A 24,803-nucleotide genomic window follows, 5' to 3' on the forward strand; every position below is an offset into this window, starting at 1 on the left:
AATTAGCTCTATTAGCTATAACGCGCAATAAAAAACTCAGCCAAGGCTGAGTTTTTTTATGTCTGTGATTATCGGCAGTTATCCGATGGCCGAAATACTTATTCTGAATCAAGCACTGGGATTTCTAACCCCATTTCTTGCATAATTCTTTTAACTTCTTCAGGTACCTTTTCAGGGTTGTCTTTACGAAGGTCGTCATCATTTGGTAATGGTTGACCTGTAAAAGCATGTAAGAAAGCTTCACACAATAACTCACTGTTCGTCGCATGACGCAGGTTATTGATCTGGCGGCGTGTACGCTCGTCAGTTAATACTTTTAATACGTTAAGTGGGATCGATACGGTAATCTTTTTTACTTGTTCTGATTTTTTACCGTGTTCTGCATATGGGTGAATGTATTCACCGTTCCATTTAGCCATAAGTTGTTTCGTTGCCTCGGTTGTCAGTGATTTACGCCTTATTCACAGCGCAAGATGCGGAAATTCTATCGCTTTAAAAAAGATAGTCAAATACTAGTTATTTAGCCATCTAGTCGTGTAAATGTATAAACTTCTATGTGTGAGCGATAAATGCTTTGACTTCTCATATTTGATCATCTAACCTTTTAGACGTCTAAACATCCAATTAAAGAATAGGTGATGAAATGAGCGAAAAAAATAAAGCGACGATTGCTGTTCGTCACGGCATCGAAGCCGATAAACATCATGGTGCGGTTGTGCCACCTTTATACTTATCAACCACCTATTCATTTGCTGACTTTGATACTAAGCGCCAATATGACTATGGCCGCAGCGGTAACCCAAATCGCGACATTTTAGCTGAAACCTTAGCTGAGCTTGAAGGTGGCGAAAAAGGCATTATCACTGCTACTGGTATGTCAGCAGTACACTTAGCGACCCAATTATTAAACAGTGACGATACCTTAGTGATCCCACATGACTGTTATGGCGGTAGCTATCGTTTATTCACCTCGCTTGAAAAACGTGGTCTATTAAAACTAAGAGTATTGGATTTAACGAATACAGATAATCACCAAGAAATTTTGGCGATTAAACCTAAGCTGATTTGGATTGAAACGCCAAGTAACCCAATTTTGCGTTTAACAGACATTAAAGCAATCACTCGCATCGCTAAGCAGTGCGGTGCTTTGGTTGCGGCTGATAACACCTTCTTATCACCTGCATTACAAAACCCAATTGAGTTTGGTGTTGATATTGTTGTGCACTCAACCACGAAATACATCAATGGTCACTCTGATGTAGTTGGCGGTGCGGTGATTGCTGCAACGCAAGAGCTAGGTGATGAGCTGGCTTGGTGGGCAAATAACATCGGGATTACTGGTGCGCCATTTGACAGTTACTTAACGCTTCGTGGTTTACGTACTTTAAATGTGCGTTTAAAGCAGCACCAAGAAAATGCCTTTGCTATTGCTGAGTATTTAGAAAACTCTCCTTATGTAAGCCAAGTTTATTACCCGGGTCTTGCTTCTCACCCGCAGCATGAGCTTGCTAAAGCACAGCAACGCGGTTTTGGTGGTATGGTGAGCTTTGATATTAAAGGCGACATTAACGATGCAGCAGCGTTTTTAACTAGCCTTAAAGATTTTAGCCTTGCTGAGTCACTAGGTGGGGTAGAAAGTTTGATTTGTCACCCTGCAACAATGACACACGCAGGCATGGAGCCTAAAGCGCGTCTTGAAGCCGGTGTAGGCGATACGCTGATCCGTATTTCTGTAGGCATTGAAGACGTAAAAGATCTCATTGCAGATTTAGACCGTGTATTCAATTTAGTTAAGCCTGGTCAAGGCCAACAAGTTACAAAGGCGGCTGTAGAGCAAACACAGCAAGATATACAGCAAAACGCGTCATTCAAGTTAACGCCAGCACATACGGCATTGTGGTAGAAGAAATGGTAAATATTGTTCATAAATTTGGTGGCTCAAGCTTAAGCTCAGCAGATCGTTATCATGCGGTAGCGAACATTGTTTTAGCGAATACAGAGCAGGGCGACTGCATCGTTGTGTCGGCATCGGGTAAAACAACCGATACCCTAGTGAAGCTATGGCAAAGTTACCAGCAGCAAGATAGCCAAGCTGTTAGCGATATTCTACTGCTTATTGATAACAACCAACGCGCTTTAATTGAGCAGCTACTCACAGGCCAGAATAAACAACAGGCGTTAGCACAGCTAAAAGATGAGCTTGCTGTTTTAAATGAATTAATTAGTCAGCAACAGTTACTTGAAGCCCCTTTACTTGCACATGGTGAAGTGTGGTCAGCACGTTTGTTAGCCGCTTACTTAAATCAGTTAGGTGTCGCTGCGCAAGATGTTGATGCAAGGCAGCTATTTACTTTAAATGATGGCCAGCTTTTACATCAAAAAAATCAGCAGCAATGCACAAGTGCAATAAGTAAATCGCATATCAACGTAGTAACGGGCTTTATTGCCGCAGATTGCCAAGGTAATACGGTAACTTTAGGCCGTAATGGCAGTGATTATAGCGCCACGTTACTGGCCAGTTATACTTTTGCCAAGCAAGTGTCTATCTGGACAGACACGCAAGGTGTATTCAGCACTGATCCTCGTAAAGTTAAAAATGCGGTTAAATACGCCAAGGTATGCCGTGAGCAAGCTAACCTATTAGCGCGCTTGGGCAACCCAGTATTACATGCAAAAACCTTGTCACCGCTAAAAGAAACAGAGATCAAACTTGTGGTTAGAAGTAGCTTTGATTGCGATGCAACGCCAACCGAAGTAGTTAAAGAAGGTTATAGCAAAGCGAAACGGTTTATTACGACCTTAGATAACATCGATTTATTACGGGTTGATAAACTAAGTGGTGGTGAAGTTGGTGAATTAAGCCAGTTAATTCAACACAGCCTGCATCACTTTGTTAAAGAGGGCGATACCTACTTATTAGTGCCTGGTCAAAGTACTCATCAGGTTGTGAGTCATTTAGCGGGCCGTGCAAATATTGTTGAGTCTAATTTAAGTGGTTGTGCAGTGGTAGCACCAACTGCTGATGTTAGTGTTCTTGCAGAGCAAGCAACAGCGCTTTTAAAAGAGCAAAGCATTCATCCACGCTTTGTACAGCAAGACGATAACTATGTGTTGATCTTAAATGATCAGGCAATTGATAGTGATGTTTTGACTTTATTACATGACAAGTTGGTAAACAAAGGCCAAGAGTTGGCCATTATAGTTGCTGGCCTTGGTAATGTAGGCGAAGTGTTCTTAGCGCAGCTCCAAGCTCAGTTTGCTCGTTTATCAGCTCAGTACAAGGTAAAAGTGGTTGCTCTTCTTCGTTCACAGCAAATGCTTTTTAGTGCTAGCGGTTTAAATACCGAAACATGGCAAGAGCAGTGGCATAACGAAGCGCAAAGCTACGACAAGGCAGAATTATTAGCACGTATCAATGAACTTGATTATGAGCATAAAGTGGTGATTGATATCACTGCCAGTGAGGCGTTCAGTCAGTTATACCCTGACTTTGTTGAACTTAACTGTCATTTGATCAGTGCAAACAAATATGCGGGTACTGCCGCGCATAGTTGGTATCAAAACTTACGTACTAATTTAGCTGAGCGAAATCTACTATGGCGCTACAACACCAGTGTAGGCGCAGGTTTACCGATTAACTTTGCTTTAGCTGATTTACAAAATAGTGGTGACAGTATTAACCGTATTGAAGGGGTATTTTCGGGTACTTTATCGTGGTTATGTAGCAGTTACGATGGGAGTGTGCCGTTTTCAGATTTAGTGCTTCAAGCTCAGCAAATGGGTTATACAGAGCCAGATCCTCGTGAAGATTTATCTGGCCGCGATATGCAGCGTAAACTGCTAATTTTAGCGCGTGACTTAGGCCTAGATTTAGAGCTTGATGACATTGCTTTAACACCTCTAATGCCAGAAGCGTTGGCAGCAGGTAGCTGGCAAGATTTTCTTGCAAACAAACAGCTGCTCGATGATTCATGACAGAAAAAGCAGCCCAAGCTGCAGCTCAAGATAAAGTAGTGCGCTACACAGGCGCAATTACACTCGTTGATGGCAAGGTTCAGGCGCAAGTTGGTTTAGTTAATGTTGGCAAAGATGATGTATTAGCAAGCCTTAAACCGGGCGATAACATCTTTGTTATTAATTCACAGTGGTATACAGACAATGCATTAGTGATCCAAGGCCCTGGAGCAGGTAAAGAAGTCACTGCGGCTGGGGTTCATTCAGACCTGTATTGGCTGGTAAATAACCTAAAATAATTTTGCTGATCTTAGTTTAAATAGCTAAGCAAAAAGCGCCCCAAGGGCGCTTTTTAATTGTTTCAAAATAGCAACTCAGTTATTTAGAATAACTCTTCCTCTGTGCTGAGCTTTTCTTCAAACACGTCAGTAGGCTGTGCAAGTACATATTTAGTTGGTGCAGTGCCTTTAATGAAGTACTCAAAACGGCTGGTGTAGTCATTTTTGTGACTCAATAGACCTGTCTCTAAGTCGATACGTACTGATACGAGTCCTTCAGGGAGTTCAATCGGTGCTTCAGGCATGCCATCAAGCGCTGCTCGCATAAAGTCGACCCATGCAGGCTGCGCTGTTTTAGCGCCTGACTCTGCGCCCGAAATCTGAGATTTATCGAGGTTGTTATTGTAAGTTGAACGACCAAGCGTGATGCCTGGATTATCAAAACCAACCCATACAGAGGTAAGCACATTACGATTGAAGCCACTAAACCAAGTATCGACAGAATCATTGGTGGTACCTGTTTTACCTACTAGATCGCGACGATCCAATGCTTGAGCTCGCCAACCCGTACCGCTCCAACCGGTTTTGTGAGTCCAGCTACCGCCACCCCAAATCGCACTGTGCATAGCTTGTGAGATCAAGAATGCATTTTGTTTTGAAATAATTCGCGGTGCACAACGAGGCGCATTAGTTACAGCTGTATCAGTGATGTTTAGCTGATTATTATCAAGTGATGCAAACTCAGGAGTAATTGCTGGTTGTGGTGCATCACAGGCAAGTTCTGGTTCTGTTTTAAATAACACAGTGCCTGCTGAATCCTGAATCTCAGAGATAAAGTAAGGCTTAATTAAGTGGCCGCCATTGGCAAAGGTACTCATTCCTCGTGCTAGCTCAAGAGGGGTGATTGAGGCACTACCAAGAGCTAATGACTCGCTGCGGTTAATATCACTATTTAAAAAGCCAAATTTAAGCAGGTGATCGGCTGTACGCTCTAAACCCACACCGCGTAATAAGCGCACTGAAATAACGTTTTTCGATTGCGCTAATGCTCGGCGGATACGAATAGGGCCATTATAAACAGCAGGGCTGTTCTTCGGACGCCATGCCACACCTTGGCTTTTATCCCATTGGTTGATTGGCGCATCGTTAAGAATTGAAGCGAGTGTGTAACCGTTTTCAAGCGCTGCTGAATAAATAAAGGGTTTAATGTTTGACCCTACTTGGCGTTTTGCTTGTACCGCACGATTGTATTGGCTTTGTTCAAAACTGTATCCACCGACAATCGCTTTAATACGACCATCTTGTGGGTCAAGAGACACAAGAGCACTTGATGCTTCAGGAACCTGGCTTAATATGTAGCTTTCATCCGCATTTTTGCGAAGCCAAATTTGCGCGCCTGCGGTTAGGATGTCAGCCGCTGTTTTTGGTGCGAAGCTTTGACGGTAACGAGTAATATATTTGCGAGCCCATTTTAAGCCATCCCACTCAACAGTAACTTGTTCGCCGCTTTTTAATAGCACATCAATTGATTGCTCAGCGACATTAGTGACAACACCCGCTAATAGTGGGCCAAACTCTTTAACGTCTTTAAGTTTATTTAAAATGTCTTCTTGGCTAAGCGGGCTTTCGCTCTCGGTATCCCACAATTGTGCAGTTGCACCACGGTAACCATGACGCATATCGTATGCATGAAGGTTATCAACAATGGCATCTTGCGCGGCTTGTTGAATGTTCGAATCAACACTGGTGTAAACTTTAAAACCCGTATTATAAGCACGCTCATGACCGTAGCGTTTAACCATTTCAGCGCGAACCATCTCAGAAATATAAGGTGCATATACTTCAATTTCAGCGCCATGGAATTTAGCTGTAATTGGTGCGTTGATAGCCTCTTCATATTCGCTTTGAGTGATGTACTTTTCTGTAAGCATACGCCCTAGTACAACGTTACGGCGGGATTTGGCTCGCACAGGGTTGCGAATTGGATTAAGTGCTGATGGGGCTTTTGGTAGACCCGCAATCATCGCCATTTGCGCTAAGGTTAGTTCATTTAGGTCTTTGCCATAATACACCTGTGCCGCAGCACCAATACCAAAAGCGCGGTTACCTAATTCAATTTTATTCAAATATAATTCGAGGATTTCGTCTTTACTTAATATACTTTCGATATGAAGAGCGATGAAGATCTCTTTGACCTTACGAATGTATGCTTTTTCTCGGGTTAAGAAGAAGTTACGGGCAAGCTGCATGGTTATAGTACTTGCGCCTTGTTTCTTTTCACCGGTAGATATGAGTACAATGGCTGAACGTACGATACCAATTGGATCAATACCGATATGCTCGTAAAAACGGTTATCTTCTGTTGCTAATATTGCATTGATTAATGGTTGGGGTATTTGATCTATTGTAACGGGAATGCGGCGTTTTTCACCGAATTGGTTAATCAATAATCCATCACGTGAGAATACCTGCATAGGTGTCTGTAACTGAACGTCTTTTAGAACCTGTACGCTAGGAATATCAGGTTTAACGTAATAGTATAGACCAACTAAAGTGATTAGTCCTAAAAATGAGCAGATGATAATAAATTGTAAAGTTCGCTTTAATAAAATCACTTATATTTTCCCTAAATGGACTCCCAATTAGAATCGGAGACTGCTAGTATATATTGATTAAAAAATGAATAATATTTTTTCAGATAAAAATTATAACTTGTTTATTATTAAAACAAAGGCCAAGTTGCAAACATGCTAAGTCAGCTATTTAAAAAGCCTTCATCTATGATGGTAGGAATCGACATCGGATCGCACTGTATAAAAGCAGTGCTGTTGCAAGAGACAGACGCAGGTTTGCGGCTTGAAGCGTTAGCTATTGAACCTATGCCAAAAGGCGCTATGTCTGAACGTTCCATACAAGACATAGAAGCGATAGGTAATGTTATCGCTAAACTAAAAAGAAAAATTCCTAAATCAGTTCAAACCGCAGCTGTAGCCGTTTCAGGCCAAACGGTAATTACGAAAGTGATTTTTATGGATGTATCATTAACAGATGCTGAATTAGAGTCACAAATAGCAATAGAAGCTGATAGTTTAATCCCATACCCACTCGATGAGGTTAACATTGACTTTGAAAAGTTGGCTATCAATGAAGCTGATCCAAGTAAAGTGAATGTACTGCTCTCTGCCGCTCGAACTGAAAGTGTGCAAGCGCGAGTAGGTGCCTTAGAAACTGCCAACCTAAAAGCAGCGGTTGTTGATGTTGAAAGCTATGCACTGAGCCGTGCGATGGATGTTTATTACCAACAACTGCCAAGTGATGCTTTTAACAAGTGTGTTGCTGTTGTTGATATTGGTGCTGTGCTGATGCTTGTGAGCGTTGTGCAAGAAGGTGAAACAATTTACACCCGTGACCAAGTGTTTGGTGGTGACCAATACACAAATAGCATTGTTGCATATTACAACAAGAGCTTCGATGAAGCTGAAATTGGTAAAACGACGGGTGACTTACCACCAAATTATACTTTTGAAGTATTAGCTCCATTCCAAACGTCACTGCTACAGCAAGTTAGACGCGCAGTGCAAATGTTCTTAACGACCAGTGGTAAAGATCAAGTTGATTACATTGTACTCACTGGTGGTACTGCTATGATCGAAGGCTTAGATAGGCTCCTAATTGAAGAGCTAGGCATTCACACTGTTGTTGCAGAGCCATTTGCTAACATTGAAATTTCGCCAAAGATTGATCGCAATATGTTGCAGCGTCACCGCACTCAATTTGCGATAGCCACAGGATTGGCATTAAGGAGCTTTTCACCATGCCACATATAAATCTGCTGCCTTGGCGCGAACAACATAGAAAAGACTCACAAAATAAGTTCGTTACCGTGCTATTTGGCGTTGTTGTCGTTAGCTTCTTAAGTATGTATTTACTAAGCTCTTTTTATGGCGGCTTGCGTGATGGACAAAACGTGAAGAACAATTTCTTAAATACTGAAATTGCATTATTGAACCAACGTATTCGTGAGATAAACGAACTCGATAAGAAAAAAGAAAACTTACAGCAACGTATGCGCCTCATCGAAGAGTTACAAAGTAACCGTAACTTAGGGACGCAAATTATGGATGAAGTCGCTAATATTGTTCCTGCCGGTGTTTATTTAACCAAGCTTGAACGCCGTGATGATCGTATTCATGTAATCGGTCGCAGTGAGTCTAATAACCGCTTATCAACTATGCTGCGTCAAGTGCAAGGCTCATATTTGTTAGAGCGTCCTATTATGCAAGGCATTGTTGCTGGTGAACAAACGTCAAGATTATTGAGTGACTTTAATATGGATTTTTACGTTAAACCATTTGATCAGATAGGTGAGGCACGCAATGAACCTTGATATCAAAGCGTTAACTGAAATAGATTGGAATGAAATAGAGCTCGAAAATATGGGCGATTGGCCCATTGCTGTTAAGGCTTTGTGCTGTGCGTTTGTGGCTGCGCTGGTTTTATACTTTAGCTACAGCTTATTAGTGTCTGACGAAATTGCCAGCTATCACAGTGCGGTAGCGAAAGAGACAGAACTACGCAAAACTTATAAAGAAAAATATGCCATTGCGAGTAATTTAGAGTTATATCGTCAACAAATGGTTGAAATGGAAGATAAGTTTTCACAGCTATTAAAGCGCTTACCAACCTCAAACGAAACACCAGGCTTGTTGGACGATTTATCTTATGTTGGTACCACCAGTGGTTTAACATTTTTAAAAATTGGCTGGTTACCTGAAGTTGAAAAAGAGTTTTATACAGAGCTGCCGATTAAAATTGAAGTGGTAGGCACGTATCATGAGTTTGGTGAGTTTGTAGGTAAAGTTGCTCAATTACCTCGTATTGTGAGTTTACACGACTTTACTATTCAAACGCTGGGTGATGGCGAACTCACTTTCAGTGTTGTTGCTAAGACTTATCGTTATGAAGGGGGAGCTAAAAAATGAAGAAACTTCCCTTAATTATTGCCATGACTATTGTGCTAAGCGCGTGTAATGACGATACTTCAGAACAAAAAGAGTTTATTGATCAAGTAAAAGCGAGTACAACGCCTAAAGTTGAACCGATACCAGAGATCACAAAGTTTGAGCATTTTGCATATAGTGCTGGAAAATTACGCAGCCCGTTTGTGGCACCAAAGCCGGAAATTATCCAAAACAACTTAGTACAAGTTAAAAACTGCTTACACCCAGATCCTAATCGTGTTCGTCAACCACTTGAGAAGTACCCATTAGATAACCTAGTTATGCAAGGGACTATTGGCCGTGTTGGCAACAATTGGGCGCTGATTAAAGCAGCAGACAATACGCTCTATCGCGTCACTGTGGGTAATTATATTGGTCTGTACCATGGTGAAATTAAAGAAGTGCACGACAATTATATAGAATTATTAGAATTAATCCCGGATGGGGCTGGTTGTTGGAAGGAACGCCTGACTAAGCTGGAAATGTTAGAGGCGGAAACAAATGGTGCAAGTTAATCTTATGAAAGGTAAAAAGAAGATGCATAAAGGAATGGCTTGGTTAAAACACATGCATAAATTCATGTTAGCTGCATTAGCCTTAATCGTAGCACAGACGGCAATTGCCGCCCCTTTACTGTATGACGTACGTTATAACCCATTAATGAAAGGCGAAACACAATTACAACTGGTGTTTGATGAGGCGCTAACATTTGAACCTAAGGTTCAGGTTTATAACTCGCCAGCTCGTATTGAAATGCTTTTCAGTAATGTGGGTGTGGATAATGAAGTACGCGATGTTCCAGTTAACCAAGCAGGCATTAAGCATGTAACCAGCACCTTGACCGCTGATGGTTTGAAGGTTGTTGTTAACTTAGACAAACTGAAAATCTATAAAACTTCAGCGAAAGACAACATTGTAACTTTGCATGTTTCAGATAACCCAATTACGAGCGAAGACAGTGCTAGTGGATTGACAGCATCAAATAACTTTATCAATACAGTTCAGTCGATTGATTTTCGTCGCGGCGAAAAAGGTGAAGCACGTCTTTTAGTCTTCTTACAAGATACACAAGCTGCAATTGATGTGCATGAAAGTGGCGGCAAAATTATTGCAGAGTTCCACCACACAGATATTTTAGACGATTTATTGTATCAATTAGATGTCATGGACTTTGGCACCGTTGTCAGTAATATCGAAACCTTCAAAGAAGGCAATATGACGCGCATCGTGGTTGAACCAAATGCAGCGTTCAAGTTTACTCATCAACAAATTGAAAACATCTTTACACTAACCGTTGAAAAAGATGATACACAGCGAGCTTACCTTGATGGCGGCATTGAATATCAAGGTCGCCCAATGAGTCTTAATTTCCAAGATATTCCAATTCGCTCTGTGCTACAGATTATTGCTGGCTATAACGAGTTTAACTTAGTAACAAGTGACTCTGTCACAGGCAATATCACGCTGCGCTTAGATGGTGTACCTTGGGATCAGGCACTTGATGTCGTGCTTAAAATTAAAGGCCTTGATAAGCGTATGGACGGTACTATTTTGATGGTTGCACCATCAGAGGAGCTTGCCGCTCGTGAAGCGAAGGAGCTTAAAGCTAAACAACAAGTTGAAGATTTAGAGCCGTTATACAGCGAATATATCCGCCTTAACTATGCTAAAGCTGAAGAATTTGCAGACTTATTGAAAACAGACACCAACAGCATTATTTCTGCGCGAGGCAGTGTGTCTGTTGATAAACGTACTAATACATTACTGATTAAAGACACAGCGAAAAGCATTGAAAGCGTGCGCCGTATGGTGGAAACCCTAGATATTCCTGTTAAACAAGTGGTCATTGAATCACGTATGGTGACAGTGAATGATAACGTGCAAGAAGACTTAGGTGTTCGCTGGGGGATTAGCGATGTGGGCAGTGACGGTGCTATCTCTGGCACCTTAGAAGGTGCTGGTGGCATGGTCGGCGCGGGTTCATACGATAATATTCCAAGCTTGTCTGACCGATTAAATGTTAACTTACCGGTTTCAAGCCCCGCGGGTAGCATTGGTGTACAAATTGCTAAATTGGCCAATGGCACTATCTTAGATTTAGAGTTAAGTGCTCTTGAAGAAGAAAACCGCGGTGAGATTATCGCAAGTCCACGTATCACCACGGCGAACCAACAAAAAGCCCGCATTGAGCAAGGTACAGAGATCCCGTACGTTGAAGCTGCATCAAGTGGTGCAACGACAGTAACGTTCAAAAAAGCGGTATTAAGTTTAGAAGTAACACCACATATCACGCAAGATACCCGTGGTGATACGGTTCAGACACCAACGGGGTCTGCTGTAGCTATTAATACCCAAGAGATTCAGACTCAGGTATTAGTAGAAAATGGCCAAACGGTGGTGCTTGGTGGTATCTTCCAGCAGCAAATCGTTAACTCAACTAAGAAAGTACCTCTGTTAGGCGATATTCCTTACTTAGGTGTACTGTTCAAAAGCACCAGTGAATTTAACGAGAAAAAAGAGCTGCTAATCTTTGTAACACCAAAAATTCAAATCGATTAAGTGATTTTTTCTTAAGCAACGAGCAATTAGCATGTTTAATTGCTCGTTATCTGGCTTTTTATGCTAATTGACTTGAAATACCCAAGCAATTACTGAGATAATCCCCTCCTTAATTTTGGGGCCAGGTCGTTAGGCGGGGTTTTATTTCAAATTTTAGAGTTCGTTTGTACTAAAAAGATATGGCTGAGAAACGTAATATATTTCTAGTGGGCCCTATGGGGGCTGGCAAAAGCACAATTGGTCGTCACATTGCAGACCAATTACACCTTGAATTTTTCGATTCAGATCAAGAGATCGAGCGTCGTACTGGAGCAGACATTGCTTGGGTATTCGATCTTGAGGGTGAAGAGGGCTTTCGACTTCGTGAAGAAACTGTAATTTCAGACCTAACTGAGATGCAAGGTATTGTTCTTGCAACAGGTGGTGGTTCTGTGATCAGTAAAGAAGTACGTAACAAGCTATCTGCTCGTGGTATTGTTGTATACCTAGAGACACCAATCGAAAAGCAAGTTGCACGCACACAGCGCGACAAGCGTCGCCCATTATTGCAAACAGAAGAAGCACCGCGTGATGTACTAGAGCGCTTAGCTGAAGAACGCGAACCGTTATACAAAGAAGTTGCTGATTTTGTTGTCCGCACTGATGAGCAAAGCGCGAAAGTTGTTGCTAATCAAATCATCGAGAAATTAGATTTTTAAAAACCAATAATAAAAAGGAAACTAGCTATGCTTGAATTAACAGTTAATTTGGACGAGCGAAGTTATCCTATTTATATTGGTCAATCTGCTCTTAAAGAGACTGGTCGGCTGCGTGAGCACATCGGCGATTGTCGACCAATCATTATCACTAACGACACCATTGCACCTTTATATCTTGATGATGTAATGACGTCGTTAGCTGATCTTAACCCGTTATCTTTTATTATCCCTGATGGTGAGCAATACAAATCACTTGAGTGGTTTGAAAAGATTTCGGCGTTCTTACTTGAACATAACTGTGGTCGCGATACGTGCCTTATTGCATTAGGCGGTGGTGTTGTGGGTGACCTCACAGGTTTTGTTGCTGCATGTTATCAACGTGGCGTGCCTTTTATTCAAGTACCAACTACCTTGCTCTCGCAAGTTGACTCATCAGTAGGTGGTAAAACGGCAGTAAACCATCCGCTTGGTAAAAACATGATTGGTGCTTTTTATCAGCCGCAAGCAGTATTTATCGATACACAGTCTCTTCATACATTGCCAGAGCGTGAATTCGCAGCGGGCATGGCTGAAGTTATCAAGTATGGCCTCATTTACGACACAGAATTATTTGCTTACCTTGAGCAAAATATTGCCAACCTTAAATCACTCGACGAGCAAACATTACAGCACGTAATTTACCGTTGTTGTGAAATCAAGGCCTTAATTGTTGCACAAGATGAAAAAGAAGCAGGTTTACGCGCATTACTAAACCTAGGGCACACCTTTGGTCATGCGATTGAAGCGCAAATGGGTTACGGTAACTGGTTACACGGCGAAGCTGTTGCGGCAGGTATGGTACTTGCAGCACGTCTAGCTCATACCCGTGGTGATTTAACCGCAGCTGAACTTGAGCGCGTCGTTAAATTGATTGCAGATTATGACTTACCTGTTGATATTCCAGCAGAAATGACCAGCGAGCAATTTTTAACGCACATGCGTAAAGACAAGAAGAATAAGAAAGGCACGATACGCTTTATTCTTCCTACCCAATTTGGTCAATGTGCGCTGGTAAGTGATGTTACTGATCAGCAGGTTTGTGATTTAATAGCGCGCTAATGCAATCGCAAATATTGCCTAGCCGTGCTGCGCTAGTTGATCGAATCGCTCTGCAGTTTGAATATGGGCAAAATCTAATTTGCTTACTTGGCCCGTCAGGTCTTGGTAAAAGCTATTTATTAGAAACCTTCATTACTGATAAATACCACAACTTTAATAAAGCGTTTGTTCAGTTGTCAGGAAAAATGACTGACCAGCAGTTTATGACTGAACTGCTAGAACAAAGCTTTAGTAACCCGCTGATTGATCACGCTTTAAGTTTGTCTGAAAATTTCTATCAACTCTATAAACAACAGCCTTGTGGTGATTGTTTATGGGTGATTGATGGAGGCCGTCATTTATCGGAAGAATTAATTCAGCAATTAGAAATTCTTGCTAAGCAAAGCCCAAGCACGTTATATATATTGATTGCATCACAATCGGTCGGGCAGTTTAGTCAAGCGGTCGAGATCCATCTTGAAGCGCTAAATATTAGTGAAAGTAAACAGCTCATGCGTTGGTTTTTCGATAGCCTCCCTGTGGAAGAAGATCCTGTTTTTCGCACTTTCTTACAAGAGGCGCATGGTAATCCTGCCTTATTACTTGCATGGCAACCAGAACAACAAACCGCAGACATTCGCGCACCCGAAAAAAGCTATAAACTGCTTTATTTAATTTTGCTCTTAATCACAACCATGCTGCTTATTATTGGCTTTCTATATAAAGCAGACATGACCCAGTGGTGGAAAGCGCACTACCAGCAAGATACAACGAGCACTGTGGCAACCGCATTACCTGCGGAAGCGGTAATTAATGGTCCAGTAGAAAGCAAAGAGCCAGCTTCGGAGCACGCTCAAGATGAGTCTCAAGCCGAGCAGCAAGTTACCAATCATGATGCTGTCGACACGACTCAAGCTGCTAATAGGCCGGTTGATAACTCTGTAATAGAAAACCGTGAAAAAGAAAGTCATAACAATAATGTCGCTGCGATTGTTGATAGCCTATTACCTGCAGAGCAAGTAGCAGAAGAGACTGAACAGCCAACGCCTGATGAAGTAGCGACAGCCATCCTGAGTAACGCTGAGCCAATTGCAGACGAGATAACTGAATCAGAACCTCAGCAGTCGTTAGTGGGTAACGCGTGGTATTTAACTCAGCCAGATGACAATTTTGTAATCCAATTACTTGCGGTGACTAAGCAAGAGATCAGCGATAAGTTTATTAAAGAAAATGGCTTGCAAGGGCAGGTAAAGACTTACCAAAGTTTACGTAACGGTAAGCCGTGGTGGATTGTCACTTATGGCAGTTATAGCACACTCAATGACGCGAAGAAGGGCGTAACAACACTTTCTGATAATGTGCGTAAAAATCAGCCGTTTTATAAAAAAATAAGTAAAATTAAACAAGAAATCGCTTCACTAAATCAGTAAATTAAAACTGATTAGTGTAAAATCGCGCAACACCGAATTGAAGTTAAGAGCAGATGCAGCAAAAGACCAGAGCCTTCCTTAAATGGGCGGGTGGAAAATACAGCCTAGTTGAAGATATTCATACCCGCTTGAAGCAAGCGAGTGTGGATGCTGACACCTTAGTTGAACCTTTCGTTGGTGCTGGCTCTGTATTCCTTAATACGGATTTTAAGCATTATATTTTAAACGATATCAATGCGGATCTGATCAACCTTTACACTGAGCTTAAACGCACGCCTGATGAGTTCATCAGTGATGCAAAAAAGTTGTTTGTAGAGCTCAATAACCATCCTGAAGCCTATTATGAGTATCGTGTTCAATTTAATCAGAGCAGCGATGTGTATGAGCGAGCGATTTTATTTTTATATATGAATCGTCATGGCTATAACGGTTTGTGTCGTTACAATCTAAAAGGTATTTTTAATGTGCCTTTTGGTAAATATAAGCGCCCGTACTTTCCTGAAAAAGAAATGCATTTCTTTGCTGAAAAAGCACAGCAAGCAACCTTTACCTGTTTAGGTTATGACGAGGTGTTTAAGCTTATTCCTGAAAACGCAGTAGTGTATTGCGACCCACCTTATGTACCGCTGAGTAAAACGGCATCATTTACTTCCTACGCTAAAGGCGGCTTCAATTTAGATGATCAAGCTAACTTGGCTAATTTAGCTGAGCAAGCGGCATTCGAAAATAACACGCCGGTGCTTATTTCTAACCACGATACTGTATGGACTCGTAAAATCTATAGCCAAGCATCACTGGATGAAATTCAGGTAAAACGCACGATTAGCCCGAAGGGAGGTTCACGTAATAAAGTGAATGAGCTAATGGCTATGTATTTAGCACCAAAGAAACGGTGAAATAAATCGCTGCTACAAACAGGCTGAATAACACCAGGGCAACGACGATAATTGTACTGAGCGAATGCTCTTTGAAATCAGCTTGACGCTTGTCTTCTGATTGCACACCAAAAAATGCCGCGAAGACACTTTGTAATGCACTAATGAATTTGTTCATGCGATTTAGAACTTAGAACCTAAACCGCTAACTTTCTTTGATTCTTCGTTACTTGTTAATAGTTCAAGTAAATCAAGGTAATGGAATTGAGCGCTGCGGCTATCACCCGTTAACCAAGAAAACCATCCTGTTTCTTGTTCTGCTTTCATACATTGAGCAGAAGATGATGATGCGCTAACTGTGTTGCACGAGCAACCAGACGCCACTGCTAAAAAGTCGTCTTCATCAGCCGATGAAAAAGATACAAACGCAGCAACAGAAAGTGCGGACGCGATTAAGATCCCTATTTTAAAAGCACGCATGAGAATAACCCTTGTTTGTGTTATTTAGACAAGCATACATAACAATTGCTCAAATAACAAACTTAATTACTGCTGAATTAAATAAAAATTTAATAAAATTAACCCTTTAAAGTAAATTTTATGTTTATATTTTGTTTCATATGCATGTATTGTTACATCTTGATTAATAGAGTTTTAGCTCAACTTTTGATTAATTCACCTTAAATTCAATAGGCTAAAAGGATTAGCTTCTCTCTATCGCATTCTAACAACCTGCTGTGGTGTTTTAATCAGCTGTCGATTGGGTTACATTATGCGCTCTTCTTGCAGTCGCAAATTATGATGGAATCTCTCATGTTGGAAACATTACAAAAGTATTTAATAGCCCCTTCTATTTTATCAGCTGACTTTGCCCGTTTAGGTGAAGATGTTGATCGTGTATTAGCAAGTGGGGCAGACGTTGTACATTTTGATGTAATGGATAACCATTATGTGCCAAACCTAACTTTTGGCCCGATGATTTGTAAGGCACTGCGCGATTACGGTGTCACAGCACCGATTGATGTGCATCTTATGGTGAAACCTGTCGATCGCCTAATTCCCGACTTCGCTGAAGCGGGCGCTTCTATTATTAGCTTTCACCCTGAAGCAAGTGAGCATATTGACCGTACCTTACAGCTTATAAAAGACAGCGGTTGCCAAGCAGGGCTTGTATTTAATCCTGCGACCAGCCTTAGCTACCTTGAGCATGTGCTCGATAAAGTTGATGTGGTGCTATTAATGTCGGTTAACCCTGGTTTTGGTGGTCAAAGTTTTATTCCGCATACGCTCGAAAAGCTTCGCCAAGCGCGTAAAATTATTGATGATTCAGGTCGTAATATTCGACTAGAGGTTGACGGTGGTGTTGGTGTTAATAACATTGCTGAAATTGCAGATGCGGGCGCTGATATGTTTGTTGCTGGCTCTGCAATTTTCAATCAACCAGATTACAAAGCCGTTATCGATGCGATGCGTAGCGAACTGGCAAAGGTTGAATCATGAAATACGATGCAGCATTTTTTGATTTAGACGGCACCCTAGTCGACAGTGTTTATGATTTATACATTGCGATGAATCTGACTCTAACTGACCTCGCATTTCCGGTTGTTACACAAAAGCTCGTTGAGAGCTGGGTCGGTAATGGTATAGAAACGCTTGTTAAACGTGGGTTGAGTGGCGATATGCAAGTTAGTGAGCATTTAGATGAAGCCCTTGCAGAGCGCGCTATTAATTTATTTTATCAGCACTATGACCAAGTTGTAGGTGACTACAGCGCGCTTTATCAGCATGTAGAAACGGGGCTTGCTGCACTTGCTGGTATTCCTAAAGTGGTGATCACCAATAAGGCGCGCCGTTTTACCGAAAAGTTACTTGATAAACTGTCACTGACTAGTCATTTTCAGTTTATTGTCTGTGGCGATGATATGGCTAAGAAACCTTCACCAGAACCATTGCAATTTGCTTGTCAGCAATTAGATGTCAGCCCTGAAAAAGCGGTTATGATTGGCGATTCAAAAAGTGATATTTTGGCAGCAAAAGCTGCAAATGTTGACGTTGTCGCGCTTGGTTATGGCTATAACCAAGGTGAAAACCTCGCTGATTTCAATCCAGAGTACCTCTGCGAGAATTTCTTAGATATAATACCCGTTCTTACCCAAAGGTAAGTGCATTTTAATTTCGTCTTTTTAGTTTAGTAAAAAATATAAAGGAACATCATGAGTAAACCAGTAGTGTTAAGTGGCATTCAGCCAACCGGTGGTATGACAATAGGCAACTATGTTGGCGCTATTAACCAGTGGCTTAAGCTACAGGAAGACCACGAAAGTTTCTTTATGTTAGTTGATTTACATGCCATTACGGTACGCCAAGATCCAGAGCAATTACGTTCGCGCGTTCTTGACGGTATTGCGCTATATGCTGCATGTGGTATTGACCCAGAGAAAGCGGCGTTATTTGTACAATCTCAAGTACCAGAACATGCACAGCTAAGCTGGGTATTAAACTGTTACGCGCAAATGGGTGAGCTTAATCGTATGACGCAGTTCAAAGATAAGTCATCTAAGCATGCGAATAACGTGAATGTGGGTTTATTCTCTTACCCAGTGCTGCAAGCAGCTGATATCTTGTTATATCAAGCAGATCAAGTGCCAGTGGGTGAAGATCAAAAGCAACATCTTGAATTAACACGTGATATCGCAACACGTTTTAACAACCTATACGGTGACGTGTTCAAACTACCTGAGCCGTACATTCCAGAGTTTGGCGCACGTGTAATGAGCTTACAAGATCCGCTGAAGAAAATGTCTAAGTCAGATGAAAATCCAAACGGTTACATCATGTTATTGGATGAGCCGAAGAAGATTGAAAAGAAACTGAAAAAAGCAGTAACCGATTCAGACGAGCAAGCGCGTATCTACTTTGATCGTGAAGAAAAACCAGGTGTATCTAACCTACTTACTTTATTATCAGTTGCAACTAAGCGCTCAATTGAAGACTTAGTACCTGAATATGAAGACAAAATGTATGGTCACCTGAAAAAAGACACCGCAGCAGCGGTTGTTAATATGATTGAGCCAATCCAAGCGCGCTTTAAAGAGATTCGTGAAGATCAATCATTGCTTGATAGCATCATGAAATCAGGTGCTGAAAAGGCGAGTATTCGCGCTGAGAAAACATTAAAAGCTGTGTACGATGCGGTAGGTTTTATCCCTCGCCCGTAAGCTTTCAGCAAATAATTGAAATAAAAATACCGCTATAAAGCGGTATTTTTTTAGCTATTAAAAACTAAGCACGATTAATACTGTAAACAAACAGATAAGTGCAGCAGCGGTTTTGTCTGTTTTTTCCATTTTCTTATTCCTCATCTGTGTTCAACTGTTTAATTGCATAGCCTTTATTTTTTAGTAAGCCTAACAAGCTATCGTCACCGGCCAAGTGGGCTGCGCCAACAAGCACCAGCTCTTTTTGATGATTAGTAAAATAGCGCTCTATCTTGCTAAGCCAGGTTAAATTACGCTGCTTAATTAGCATGTTATAGGTGAGTAGATCATGCTCTTTGAGCGGCATAATAGTGAGTGTATTCATTGCCTGCATATCGCCATGTCGCCATGCATCAAGCAGGGCAGCATAATGATGCTGATAGTGAGATATTTGCGCTAATTGTGATTCAATAAAGGCACTTTCGTCTTGGCTACCTAATTGCTTAAATAGGTGTAATTGAAACGCTAAGGTTTCAAGGAAAGCCAACTCTTTATCATCTTGTTTTGCTAATTTAGTTAGGTAGCTGTCGACACCTTCACCTAGTAGTGATTGCTTTTGTAATTCTAATGACGTCATTAACAAACTTACCAAAAATGGGCGAAAGCTATCGAACTCACTCAGTTTCATACCGTAACGGTTTAGCTGCTCTTCTAACTGCTGCTTCACTTTTGCTGTTAGCTTGCTACTTAATGTTTCACCTGCTTGGTAGCTAAGCGTTTTTAGCATTGTGAGCTGTGCCGAACTATCGCTTGGTGCAGGTACATCGGCTTCAAGTACTAAGGTATCTACTTGTTTATAAGCCTGATTAAATTCTACTGGGAGTGGTAGCTCTTTTGGAGGCAAAATATGAATTGAACCTGCAATGTAAATATAGTCATCGCCTTTACTTACCTGCCAAACAGCACTTTTAGCAGCGCCAAACCCACTTGTTAATAAGCCAGATGCAGCAACTGATGAGATGAGAAAGTGTCGAGTCAGTGTTTTCATTATTTACGCCTGTTAATTGAAAGAAGCTTGCTCAGCACTCTGAGCAAGCCAACGATTACTTATTGAGTTGTTGCTCAATTTGCAAATCAATTTTATTGTTCATTTGCTCAATAGACGCTTCGATAGAAGTCTCTAATTGCTGATTTAGTTTTTGAGCACCTTGCGTATTAAGTAAGGTATTAGGCGATGTAATAATGATTGCAGTGACAGCTAAAAGTGACATCATTTTTAATACTGAGTTAGTCATAATTTAATTCCTTTCATTGGTTGATTAGTTTTATCAGCGAAGCAAAATTGGTTGGTAGCCCGTTGATGGAAACTACAATAGCGAGGAATTTACATAGAGTCGCTTATCTAGTTCTAAGCGATTTATTTATAAGGTTTTAAAATTTTAATTTGTTTTATTTCAGTGTTTTATGTCTAATTCTTACGGAGTGAAATAAGGTTTTAAAGCCTATTATTTTGAGGCTGTGTATTTTGATGCTTGTGTAGGTGTATCAAAATAGGAACTGGTAGGTTTTGCTATGGGCTTTAAAGTAAAACATTATGCGACTAAAACAGTGGCAGCGAATAGCTCATTAGAATGGGAACTAATTTTAACTGAACTTATTATTGGTAGCCTTTGCGCAGCTTTCGCAAAGGTCGGCTATGACGCAACAATGCTGCTTATTTTTATACCCAACTTAGTAATCGCCTTAGTTTGCTTTGGCTTTATTGGGCTTTCCATATTTCATGTCATTAGAGAAAAGCGCAGTAAGCCAAGCGAGTAGTATTGATTGCTGCGTTACTTTGCTACTGGAGTGACACCAGGTGAGTCACACGCAATCACTTCAAATCGATAGCCATATTCGGCATTGTGATCTGGGGTTACTTGTACTATTTCGTAATCATTCAGCTCAACGGCTTTACTGTTTTCTGCTTTTAAACAGCGTGAATAACTATCGGCTTCAAAGCTGTAAGCAAACATCGCAATTAAACGTTTGCTGCGTTCAAAGTAACCTTTGGTATCTAAAAACTGGCGAAGGTTTTCGGCGGTTTCGCTGTCACCTTTTATATCTACGTCTTGGCTTGGAGCTGAGCTTTCTTTATTTTCAGGCAGTTGTTGCTCGAGCTTTTCACCGAGTTCTTCGACCGCTTTTTGCTGCTCTTCACCGGATTCTTTGGCAATGACTTTGCTATCGAGAAAGGTACTGACCATGTTGTCGAGCACTTCTTCAGGGGGCTTATCATCAAGAAACGAAATCAGGTTAATAAAGACCACTGACGCTAAAACAAAGCGCACAATAGCGGTTAACAGCGGCGAATAGCTTTGACTAATAAATTTAACTCGCTCAGAGCCGAATGGCTTTATCAGCAACAAGATAAAAATGTAGAAAGGCAAAAAAAGTTGAAATAACAATAAAGTACCTAGGGTTATTCCCATTGCCCAGGGTGGTAAATACAACAGGGTAGCAAAGTTATGTGTGTAGTTAAAATGACTGGAAGAGACATGAGTCACATCATTAACTATGCCGCTCGCACCGGCCAAGACAAAATTAGCGATACTGGCATAGAAGATTAAAATCAGTGCTTTGCCAGCAAGAGAGTGCCAAAGCTGGTTAAACTTGGGCCAAAACTCAATAACAAGCGCAATGATAGTGATGGTGGCACTTAGCCAGCCCGATTGCAGAACAATCAGGCTGCTTAATGCTAAAAGGTAGAGCTTTTGTGCGGTACTTAAGTTAAACCAAATGGCTTGTAATCGTTCAACCAGCCTTGTTTTATGAGGCTGCCAGCTACGTTGCTGTTGTTGAAACTGTTTATTAGCGCGCCATTTTGCAATTTTTAAATACCTACGCACGCAATATCCTTTTTATAGTAATGGTTTTAAGTATCTTCCCGTGTGTGAGCGCTCACAATCGGCGACGTCTTCAGGTGTACCAGAAATTAAAATTTCACCACCGCCTGAACCACCTTCTGGGCCTAAATCGACAATCCAGTCAGCAGTTTTAATCACATCAAGGTTATGCTCAATAACAACAATGGTATTACCGTGATCGCGTAAGCGGTGAAGTACTACTAATAATTGCTGAATATCAGCAAAGTGTAAACCCGTAGTTGGTTCATCAAGGATATACAGCGTTTTACCGGTATCGCGCTTTGAAAGTTCGCGAGCCAGTTTCACACGCTGTGCTTCACCACCCGAAAGGGTAGTAGCTGCTTGACCTAAGCGAATATACGACAAGCCAACATCCATTAAAGTTTGCAGTTTACGTGCAATGGCCGGAATTTTATCAAAATATTCACGGGCATCTTCAACGGTCATTTCGAGTACTTGGTGAATGTTTTTACCTTTGTACTGTACTTCGAGGGTTTCGCGATTGTAGCGCTGACCTTTACACACATCACAAGGTACATACACATCGGGTAAAAAGTGCATTTCTACCTTGATCACCCCATCGCCTTGGCAAGCCTCACAACGGCCACCTTTAACGTTAAAGCTAAAGCGACCGACTTTATAGCCACGCGAACGGGCTTCTTGAGTGCCTGCAAATAGCTCACGAATACCAGTAAAAATACCGGTGTAAGTGGCAGGGTTTGAGCGCGGAGTACGGCCAATAGGGCTTTGGTCAATATCAATCACTTTATCAAAATGATCTAGACCCTTGATTGACTTATACGGGGCCGCTTCAGCGGTCGTTGCGCCATTTAACTCGGTATGAGCCAGTTTAAATAAAGTGTCGTTGATAAGTGTCGATTTACCTGAGCCTGACACACCAGTGATACAGGTCATTAAGCCAAATGGAATACGTAAATCAACGTTCTTTAAGTTGTTACCTGTGGCACCAAATAGCTCAAGCCATTTGTCGTTGGTTTGATGGCGAGTCGCTGGTACTTCAATTTTCTTCTCACCAGAAAGGTACTGACCCGTGATTGAATCTTTGCTGGCAAGAATATCTTCATGGGTACCTTGTGCAATAACATGACCGCCATGAACACCTGCTCCTGGGCCGATATCGATAATATGATCCGCAGCACGAATGGCATCTTCGTCATGCTCAACCACAATGACCGTGTTGCCCAAATCACGTAAGTGAATAAGGGTTTTTAGTAAGCGGTCGTTGTCGCGTTGGTGCAAACCAATTGATGGCTCATCCAGTACATACATTACACCAACCAGACCTGCACCAATTTGACTTGCTAAACGAATACGCTGCGCTTCACCGCCAGACAGGGTGTCGGCACTTCGCTCAAGCGATAAATAATTAAGGCCTACATTAATTAAGAAAGATAAACGGTCACGAATTTCTTTAAGGATCTTATCGGCAATTTGGGCGCGCTGGCCTGTTAGATTTAAACCATCAAAAAATGCCATGCTTTCACCAATACTCATCGTGGTGATTGCTGGTAGATTGGTTTGGCCTATAAATACATGGCGAGCTTCTTCGCGTAATCGAGAGCCATGGCAGCTCGGACACGCTTGGCTTGTTTGGTATTTTGCAAGCTCTTCGCGCACTGAGTTTGACTCTGTTTCACGGTAGCGGCGATTCATATTATTTAAAACGCCTTCAAACTCATGGTTACGTGTAATTAAATCACCACGGTCGTTACGGTAATTAAAGGCAATTTTAGTTTTACCTGAACCTTCAAGAATCACCTTTTGCGCATCTTTACCAAGTTCTTGGAAAGGCACTTCTAGGTCAAACTTATAATGCTCAGCGACAGCTTGCAGCATTTGGAAGTAATAAAAGCTACGTTTGTCCCAACCTTTAATTGCACCACCCGATAGGCTTAGCTCTGGATTTTGCACAACACGGTTTGGATCAAAATACTGACGCACACCTAGACCATCACAGCTTTGACACGCACCCGCAGGGTTGTTAAACGAGAATAAACGCGGCTCAAGTTCACTCATTGCATAGCCACACGTTGGGCAGGCAAAATTAGCAGAAAACAGCATGTCTTCGCTGAGTGAATCGTCCATTGCCGCTACATGGGCAATACCAGATGATAGCTCAAGGGCTGTTTCGAATGATTCAGCTAAACGCTGTTGTTGGCCATCTTTAACTTTAAAGCGGTCAACCACAACTTCAATCGTATGCTTTTTATGAAGCTCAAGGGTCGGTGGATCTGATAAGTCACAGACTTCGCCATCGATACGTGCGCGAATAAAACCTTGGCTTGCTAGTTGCTCAAGCAGCTTAACATGCTCACCTTTACGGTCTTTTACCACCGGTGCTAACAACATTAGCTTACTTCCTTCAGGAAGCGCTAAAACGGTATCGACCATTTGGCTGATCGTTTGTGCTGCAAGCGGTAAATCGTGAGTAGGGCAGCGAGGCTCACCAACACGGGCAAATAATAAACGTAGGTAATCGTAAATCTCGGTGATGGTACCGACCGTTGAACGCGGGTTATGCGACGTCGATTTCTGCTCAATAGAGATAGCAGGTGATAAACCTTCAATGTGATCAACATCGGGTTTTTCCATCAGCGATAAGAACTGTCTTGCATACGCTGACAATGATTCAACATAACGACGTTGCCCTTCTGCGTACAAAGTATCAAACGCTAAAGACGATTTCCCTGAACCAGATAGGCCAGTGATAACTATCAGCTTATCACGGGGAATGGTTAGGCTGATGTCTTTTAAATTGTGCGTACGGGCGCCTCGGACTTCAATGTTTTCCATGCTATCTCGTTTTAT

General features: G+C 41.7%; 22 protein-coding genes and 1 pseudogene. 15 read left to right on the forward strand and 8 right to left on the reverse strand.

What is annotated here, in order from left to right; genetic code table 11:
- Positions 1-98 precede the first annotated feature (98 nt).
- Positions 99-419, reverse strand: coding sequence for a met regulon transcriptional regulator MetJ (gene metJ / locus C2M25_RS21175; protein ID WP_063699935.1), 321 nt, complete (start codon positions 417-419; stop codon positions 99-101).
- A gap of 224 nt (positions 420-643) precedes the next feature.
- On the opposite strand from metJ, the gene metB reads away from it, so the two are divergent.
- Positions 644-1,903, forward strand: a complete 1,260-nt coding sequence (gene metB / locus C2M25_RS21180) for a cystathionine gamma-synthase (RefSeq protein WP_105182074.1) — start codon at positions 644-646, stop codon at positions 1,901-1,903.
- Positions 1,904-1,908: 5 nt separating this feature from the next.
- Positions 1,909-4,253: pseudogene (metL, locus tag C2M25_RS21185) on the forward strand (bifunctional aspartate kinase/homoserine dehydrogenase II).
- 83 nt (positions 4,254-4,336) lie between these two features.
- On the opposite strand, the gene C2M25_RS21190 reads toward metL, so the two are convergent.
- On the reverse strand, positions 4,337-6,847 hold the full coding sequence (locus C2M25_RS21190; protein ID WP_105182075.1) for a penicillin-binding protein 1A: 2,511 nt from the start codon (positions 6,845-6,847) through the stop codon (positions 4,337-4,339).
- Between the two features lie 132 nt (positions 6,848-6,979).
- Here C2M25_RS21190 and C2M25_RS21195 point away from each other — a divergent pair, with 132 nt between their 5' ends.
- The 9 genes from C2M25_RS21195 to C2M25_RS21235 all read left to right on the forward strand — a co-directional run bounded on the left by C2M25_RS21195 (position 6,980) and on the right by C2M25_RS21235 (position 15,892).
- Entirely contained in the window at positions 6,980-8,059 is a 1,080-nt protein-coding gene (locus C2M25_RS21195; protein WP_063699931.1) for a pilus assembly protein PilM, read from the forward strand.
- Positions 8,047-8,619, forward strand: a complete 573-nt coding sequence (locus C2M25_RS21200) for a PilN domain-containing protein (RefSeq protein WP_063699929.1) — start codon at positions 8,047-8,049, stop codon at positions 8,617-8,619. The genes C2M25_RS21195 and C2M25_RS21200 overlap by 13 nt, the downstream gene beginning before the upstream one ends.
- Positions 8,609-9,214 carry a type 4a pilus biogenesis protein PilO gene (locus C2M25_RS21205; protein ID WP_105182076.1) on the forward strand — a complete coding sequence of 202 codons (606 nt, stop codon included), beginning with the start codon at positions 8,609-8,611 and terminating at the stop codon, positions 9,212-9,214. Before C2M25_RS21200 ends, C2M25_RS21205 begins: the two co-directional genes overlap by 11 nt.
- Positions 9,211-9,747, forward strand: a complete 537-nt coding sequence (locus C2M25_RS21210) for a pilus assembly protein PilP (protein ID WP_063699925.1) — start codon at positions 9,211-9,213, stop codon at positions 9,745-9,747. The genes C2M25_RS21205 and C2M25_RS21210 overlap by 4 nt, the downstream gene beginning before the upstream one ends.
- Positions 9,734-11,791, forward strand: coding sequence for a type IV pilus secretin PilQ (locus C2M25_RS21215; RefSeq protein WP_105182077.1), 2,058 nt, complete (start codon positions 9,734-9,736; stop codon positions 11,789-11,791). Before C2M25_RS21210 ends, C2M25_RS21215 begins: the two co-directional genes overlap by 14 nt.
- Positions 11,792-11,970: 179 nt before the next feature.
- Positions 11,971-12,489 carry a shikimate kinase AroK gene (aroK, locus tag C2M25_RS21220; protein WP_036973192.1) on the forward strand — a complete coding sequence of 173 codons (519 nt, stop codon included), beginning with the start codon at positions 11,971-11,973 and terminating at the stop codon, positions 12,487-12,489.
- 27 nt (positions 12,490-12,516) lie between these two features.
- Complete coding sequence (gene aroB, locus C2M25_RS21225; RefSeq protein WP_063699923.1) at positions 12,517-13,587, forward strand: 3-dehydroquinate synthase; 1,071 nt, start codon at positions 12,517-12,519, stop codon at positions 13,585-13,587.
- Complete coding sequence (locus tag C2M25_RS21230) at positions 13,587-14,996, forward strand: AAA family ATPase (RefSeq protein ID WP_105182078.1); 1,410 nt, start codon at positions 13,587-13,589, stop codon at positions 14,994-14,996. The genes aroB and C2M25_RS21230 overlap by 1 nt, the downstream gene beginning before the upstream one ends.
- 53 nt (positions 14,997-15,049) lie before the next feature.
- Positions 15,050-15,892, forward strand: coding sequence for a Dam family site-specific DNA-(adenine-N6)-methyltransferase (locus C2M25_RS21235; protein WP_063699919.1), 843 nt, complete (start codon positions 15,050-15,052; stop codon positions 15,890-15,892).
- Here the strand turns inward: C2M25_RS21235 and C2M25_RS21240 are convergent.
- Together C2M25_RS21240 and C2M25_RS21245 are read right to left on the reverse strand one after the other, a co-directional pair.
- A complete protein-coding gene (locus C2M25_RS21240) occupies positions 15,864-16,049 on the reverse strand; it encodes a DUF2970 domain-containing protein (RefSeq protein ID WP_105182079.1) in 186 nt (61 codons plus the stop codon). The two genes, C2M25_RS21235 and C2M25_RS21240, sit on opposite strands and share 29 nt — an antisense overlap.
- A gap of 5 nt (positions 16,050-16,054) precedes the next feature.
- On the reverse strand, positions 16,055-16,351 hold the full coding sequence (locus C2M25_RS21245) for a hypothetical protein (RefSeq protein WP_063699915.1): 297 nt from the start codon (positions 16,349-16,351) through the stop codon (positions 16,055-16,057).
- Between the two features lie 333 nt (positions 16,352-16,684).
- Here C2M25_RS21245 and rpe point away from each other — a divergent pair, with 333 nt between their 5' ends.
- The 3 genes from rpe to trpS are packed head-to-tail and all read left to right on the forward strand — an operon-like array spanning position 16,685 to position 19,089.
- Positions 16,685-17,371, forward strand: coding sequence for a ribulose-phosphate 3-epimerase (gene rpe / locus C2M25_RS21250; protein ID WP_105182080.1), 687 nt, complete (start codon positions 16,685-16,687; stop codon positions 17,369-17,371).
- Complete coding sequence (locus C2M25_RS21255) at positions 17,368-18,033, forward strand: phosphoglycolate phosphatase (RefSeq protein ID WP_105182081.1); 666 nt, start codon at positions 17,368-17,370, stop codon at positions 18,031-18,033. The genes rpe and C2M25_RS21255 overlap by 4 nt, the downstream gene beginning before the upstream one ends.
- A 51-nt stretch (positions 18,034-18,084) precedes the next feature.
- Positions 18,085-19,089 (forward strand): tryptophan--tRNA ligase, encoded by a 1,005-nt coding sequence (trpS, locus tag C2M25_RS21260; RefSeq protein WP_054552798.1) that lies wholly within the window; start codon positions 18,085-18,087, stop codon positions 19,087-19,089.
- Between the two features lie 133 nt (positions 19,090-19,222).
- On the opposite strand, the gene C2M25_RS21265 is transcribed toward trpS, so the two are convergent.
- Together C2M25_RS21265 and C2M25_RS21270 are read right to left on the reverse strand one after the other, a co-directional pair.
- Entirely contained in the window at positions 19,223-20,116 is an 894-nt protein-coding gene (locus tag C2M25_RS21265) for a TraB/GumN family protein (RefSeq protein WP_105182082.1), read from the reverse strand.
- Between the two features lie 55 nt (positions 20,117-20,171).
- Positions 20,172-20,363 (reverse strand): hypothetical protein, encoded by a 192-nt coding sequence (locus C2M25_RS21270; RefSeq protein WP_063699902.1) that lies wholly within the window; start codon positions 20,361-20,363, stop codon positions 20,172-20,174.
- 277 nt (positions 20,364-20,640) lie between these two features.
- Between C2M25_RS21270 and C2M25_RS21275 the strand changes: the two genes are divergently transcribed.
- Entirely contained in the window at positions 20,641-20,886 is a 246-nt protein-coding gene (locus tag C2M25_RS21275; protein WP_105182083.1) for a hypothetical protein, read from the forward strand.
- A 14-nt stretch (positions 20,887-20,900) separates the two neighbouring features.
- Here the strand turns inward: C2M25_RS21275 and C2M25_RS21280 are convergent, their stop codons facing one another.
- Both C2M25_RS21280 and uvrA read right to left on the reverse strand, forming a co-directional pair.
- Complete coding sequence (locus C2M25_RS21280; RefSeq protein WP_105182084.1) at positions 20,901-21,956, reverse strand: hypothetical protein; 1,056 nt, start codon at positions 21,954-21,956, stop codon at positions 20,901-20,903.
- 12 nt (positions 21,957-21,968) lie between these two features.
- Positions 21,969-24,788 (reverse strand): excinuclease ABC subunit UvrA, encoded by a 2,820-nt coding sequence (gene uvrA, locus C2M25_RS21285; protein ID WP_105182085.1) that lies wholly within the window; start codon positions 24,786-24,788, stop codon positions 21,969-21,971.
- Positions 24,789-24,803 lie beyond the last annotated feature (15 nt).

The sequence above is a fragment of the Pseudoalteromonas sp. T1lg21 genome (assembly GCF_002964625.1).
Classification (GTDB): Bacteria; Pseudomonadota; Gammaproteobacteria; order Enterobacterales; family Alteromonadaceae; genus Pseudoalteromonas; species Pseudoalteromonas gelatinilytica.

Bases quoted from the DNA above. Each gene is read 5' to 3' on its own strand.
- metJ (WP_063699935.1), bottom strand. From the start codon at position 419: ATGGCTAAATGGAACGGTGAATACATTCACCCATATGCAGAACACGGT.
- metB (WP_105182074.1), top strand. From the start codon at position 644: ATGAGCGAAAAAAATAAAGCGACGATTGCTGTTCGTCACGGCATCGAA.
- C2M25_RS21195 (WP_063699931.1), top strand. From the start codon at position 6,980: ATGCTAAGTCAGCTATTTAAAAAGCCTTCATCTATGATGGTAGGAATC.
- C2M25_RS21200 (WP_063699929.1), top strand. From the start codon at position 8,047: ATGCCACATATAAATCTGCTGCCTTGGCGCGAACAACATAGAAAAGAC.
- C2M25_RS21205 (WP_105182076.1), top strand. From the start codon at position 8,609: ATGAACCTTGATATCAAAGCGTTAACTGAAATAGATTGGAATGAAATA.
- C2M25_RS21210 (WP_063699925.1), top strand. From the start codon at position 9,211: ATGAAGAAACTTCCCTTAATTATTGCCATGACTATTGTGCTAAGCGCG.
- C2M25_RS21215 (WP_105182077.1), top strand. From the start codon at position 9,734: ATGGTGCAAGTTAATCTTATGAAAGGTAAAAAGAAGATGCATAAAGGA.
- aroK (WP_036973192.1), top strand. From the start codon at position 11,971: ATGGCTGAGAAACGTAATATATTTCTAGTGGGCCCTATGGGGGCTGGC.
- aroB (WP_063699923.1), top strand. From the start codon at position 12,517: ATGCTTGAATTAACAGTTAATTTGGACGAGCGAAGTTATCCTATTTAT.
- C2M25_RS21230 (WP_105182078.1), top strand. From the start codon at position 13,587: ATGCAATCGCAAATATTGCCTAGCCGTGCTGCGCTAGTTGATCGAATC.
- C2M25_RS21235 (WP_063699919.1), top strand. From the start codon at position 15,050: ATGCAGCAAAAGACCAGAGCCTTCCTTAAATGGGCGGGTGGAAAATAC.
- C2M25_RS21240 (WP_105182079.1), bottom strand. From the start codon at position 16,049: ATGAACAAATTCATTAGTGCATTACAAAGTGTCTTCGCGGCATTTTTT.
- C2M25_RS21245 (WP_063699915.1), bottom strand. From the start codon at position 16,351: ATGCGTGCTTTTAAAATAGGGATCTTAATCGCGTCCGCACTTTCTGTT.
- rpe (WP_105182080.1), top strand. From the start codon at position 16,685: ATGTTGGAAACATTACAAAAGTATTTAATAGCCCCTTCTATTTTATCA.
- C2M25_RS21255 (WP_105182081.1), top strand. From the start codon at position 17,368: ATGAAATACGATGCAGCATTTTTTGATTTAGACGGCACCCTAGTCGAC.
- trpS (WP_054552798.1), top strand. From the start codon at position 18,085: ATGAGTAAACCAGTAGTGTTAAGTGGCATTCAGCCAACCGGTGGTATG.
- C2M25_RS21265 (WP_105182082.1), bottom strand. From the start codon at position 20,116: ATGAAAACACTGACTCGACACTTTCTCATCTCATCAGTTGCTGCATCT.
- C2M25_RS21270 (WP_063699902.1), bottom strand. From the start codon at position 20,363: ATGACTAACTCAGTATTAAAAATGATGTCACTTTTAGCTGTCACTGCA.
- C2M25_RS21275 (WP_105182083.1), top strand. From the start codon at position 20,641: ATGGGCTTTAAAGTAAAACATTATGCGACTAAAACAGTGGCAGCGAAT.
- uvrA (WP_105182085.1), bottom strand. From the start codon at position 24,788: ATGGAAAACATTGAAGTCCGAGGCGCCCGTACGCACAATTTAAAAGAC.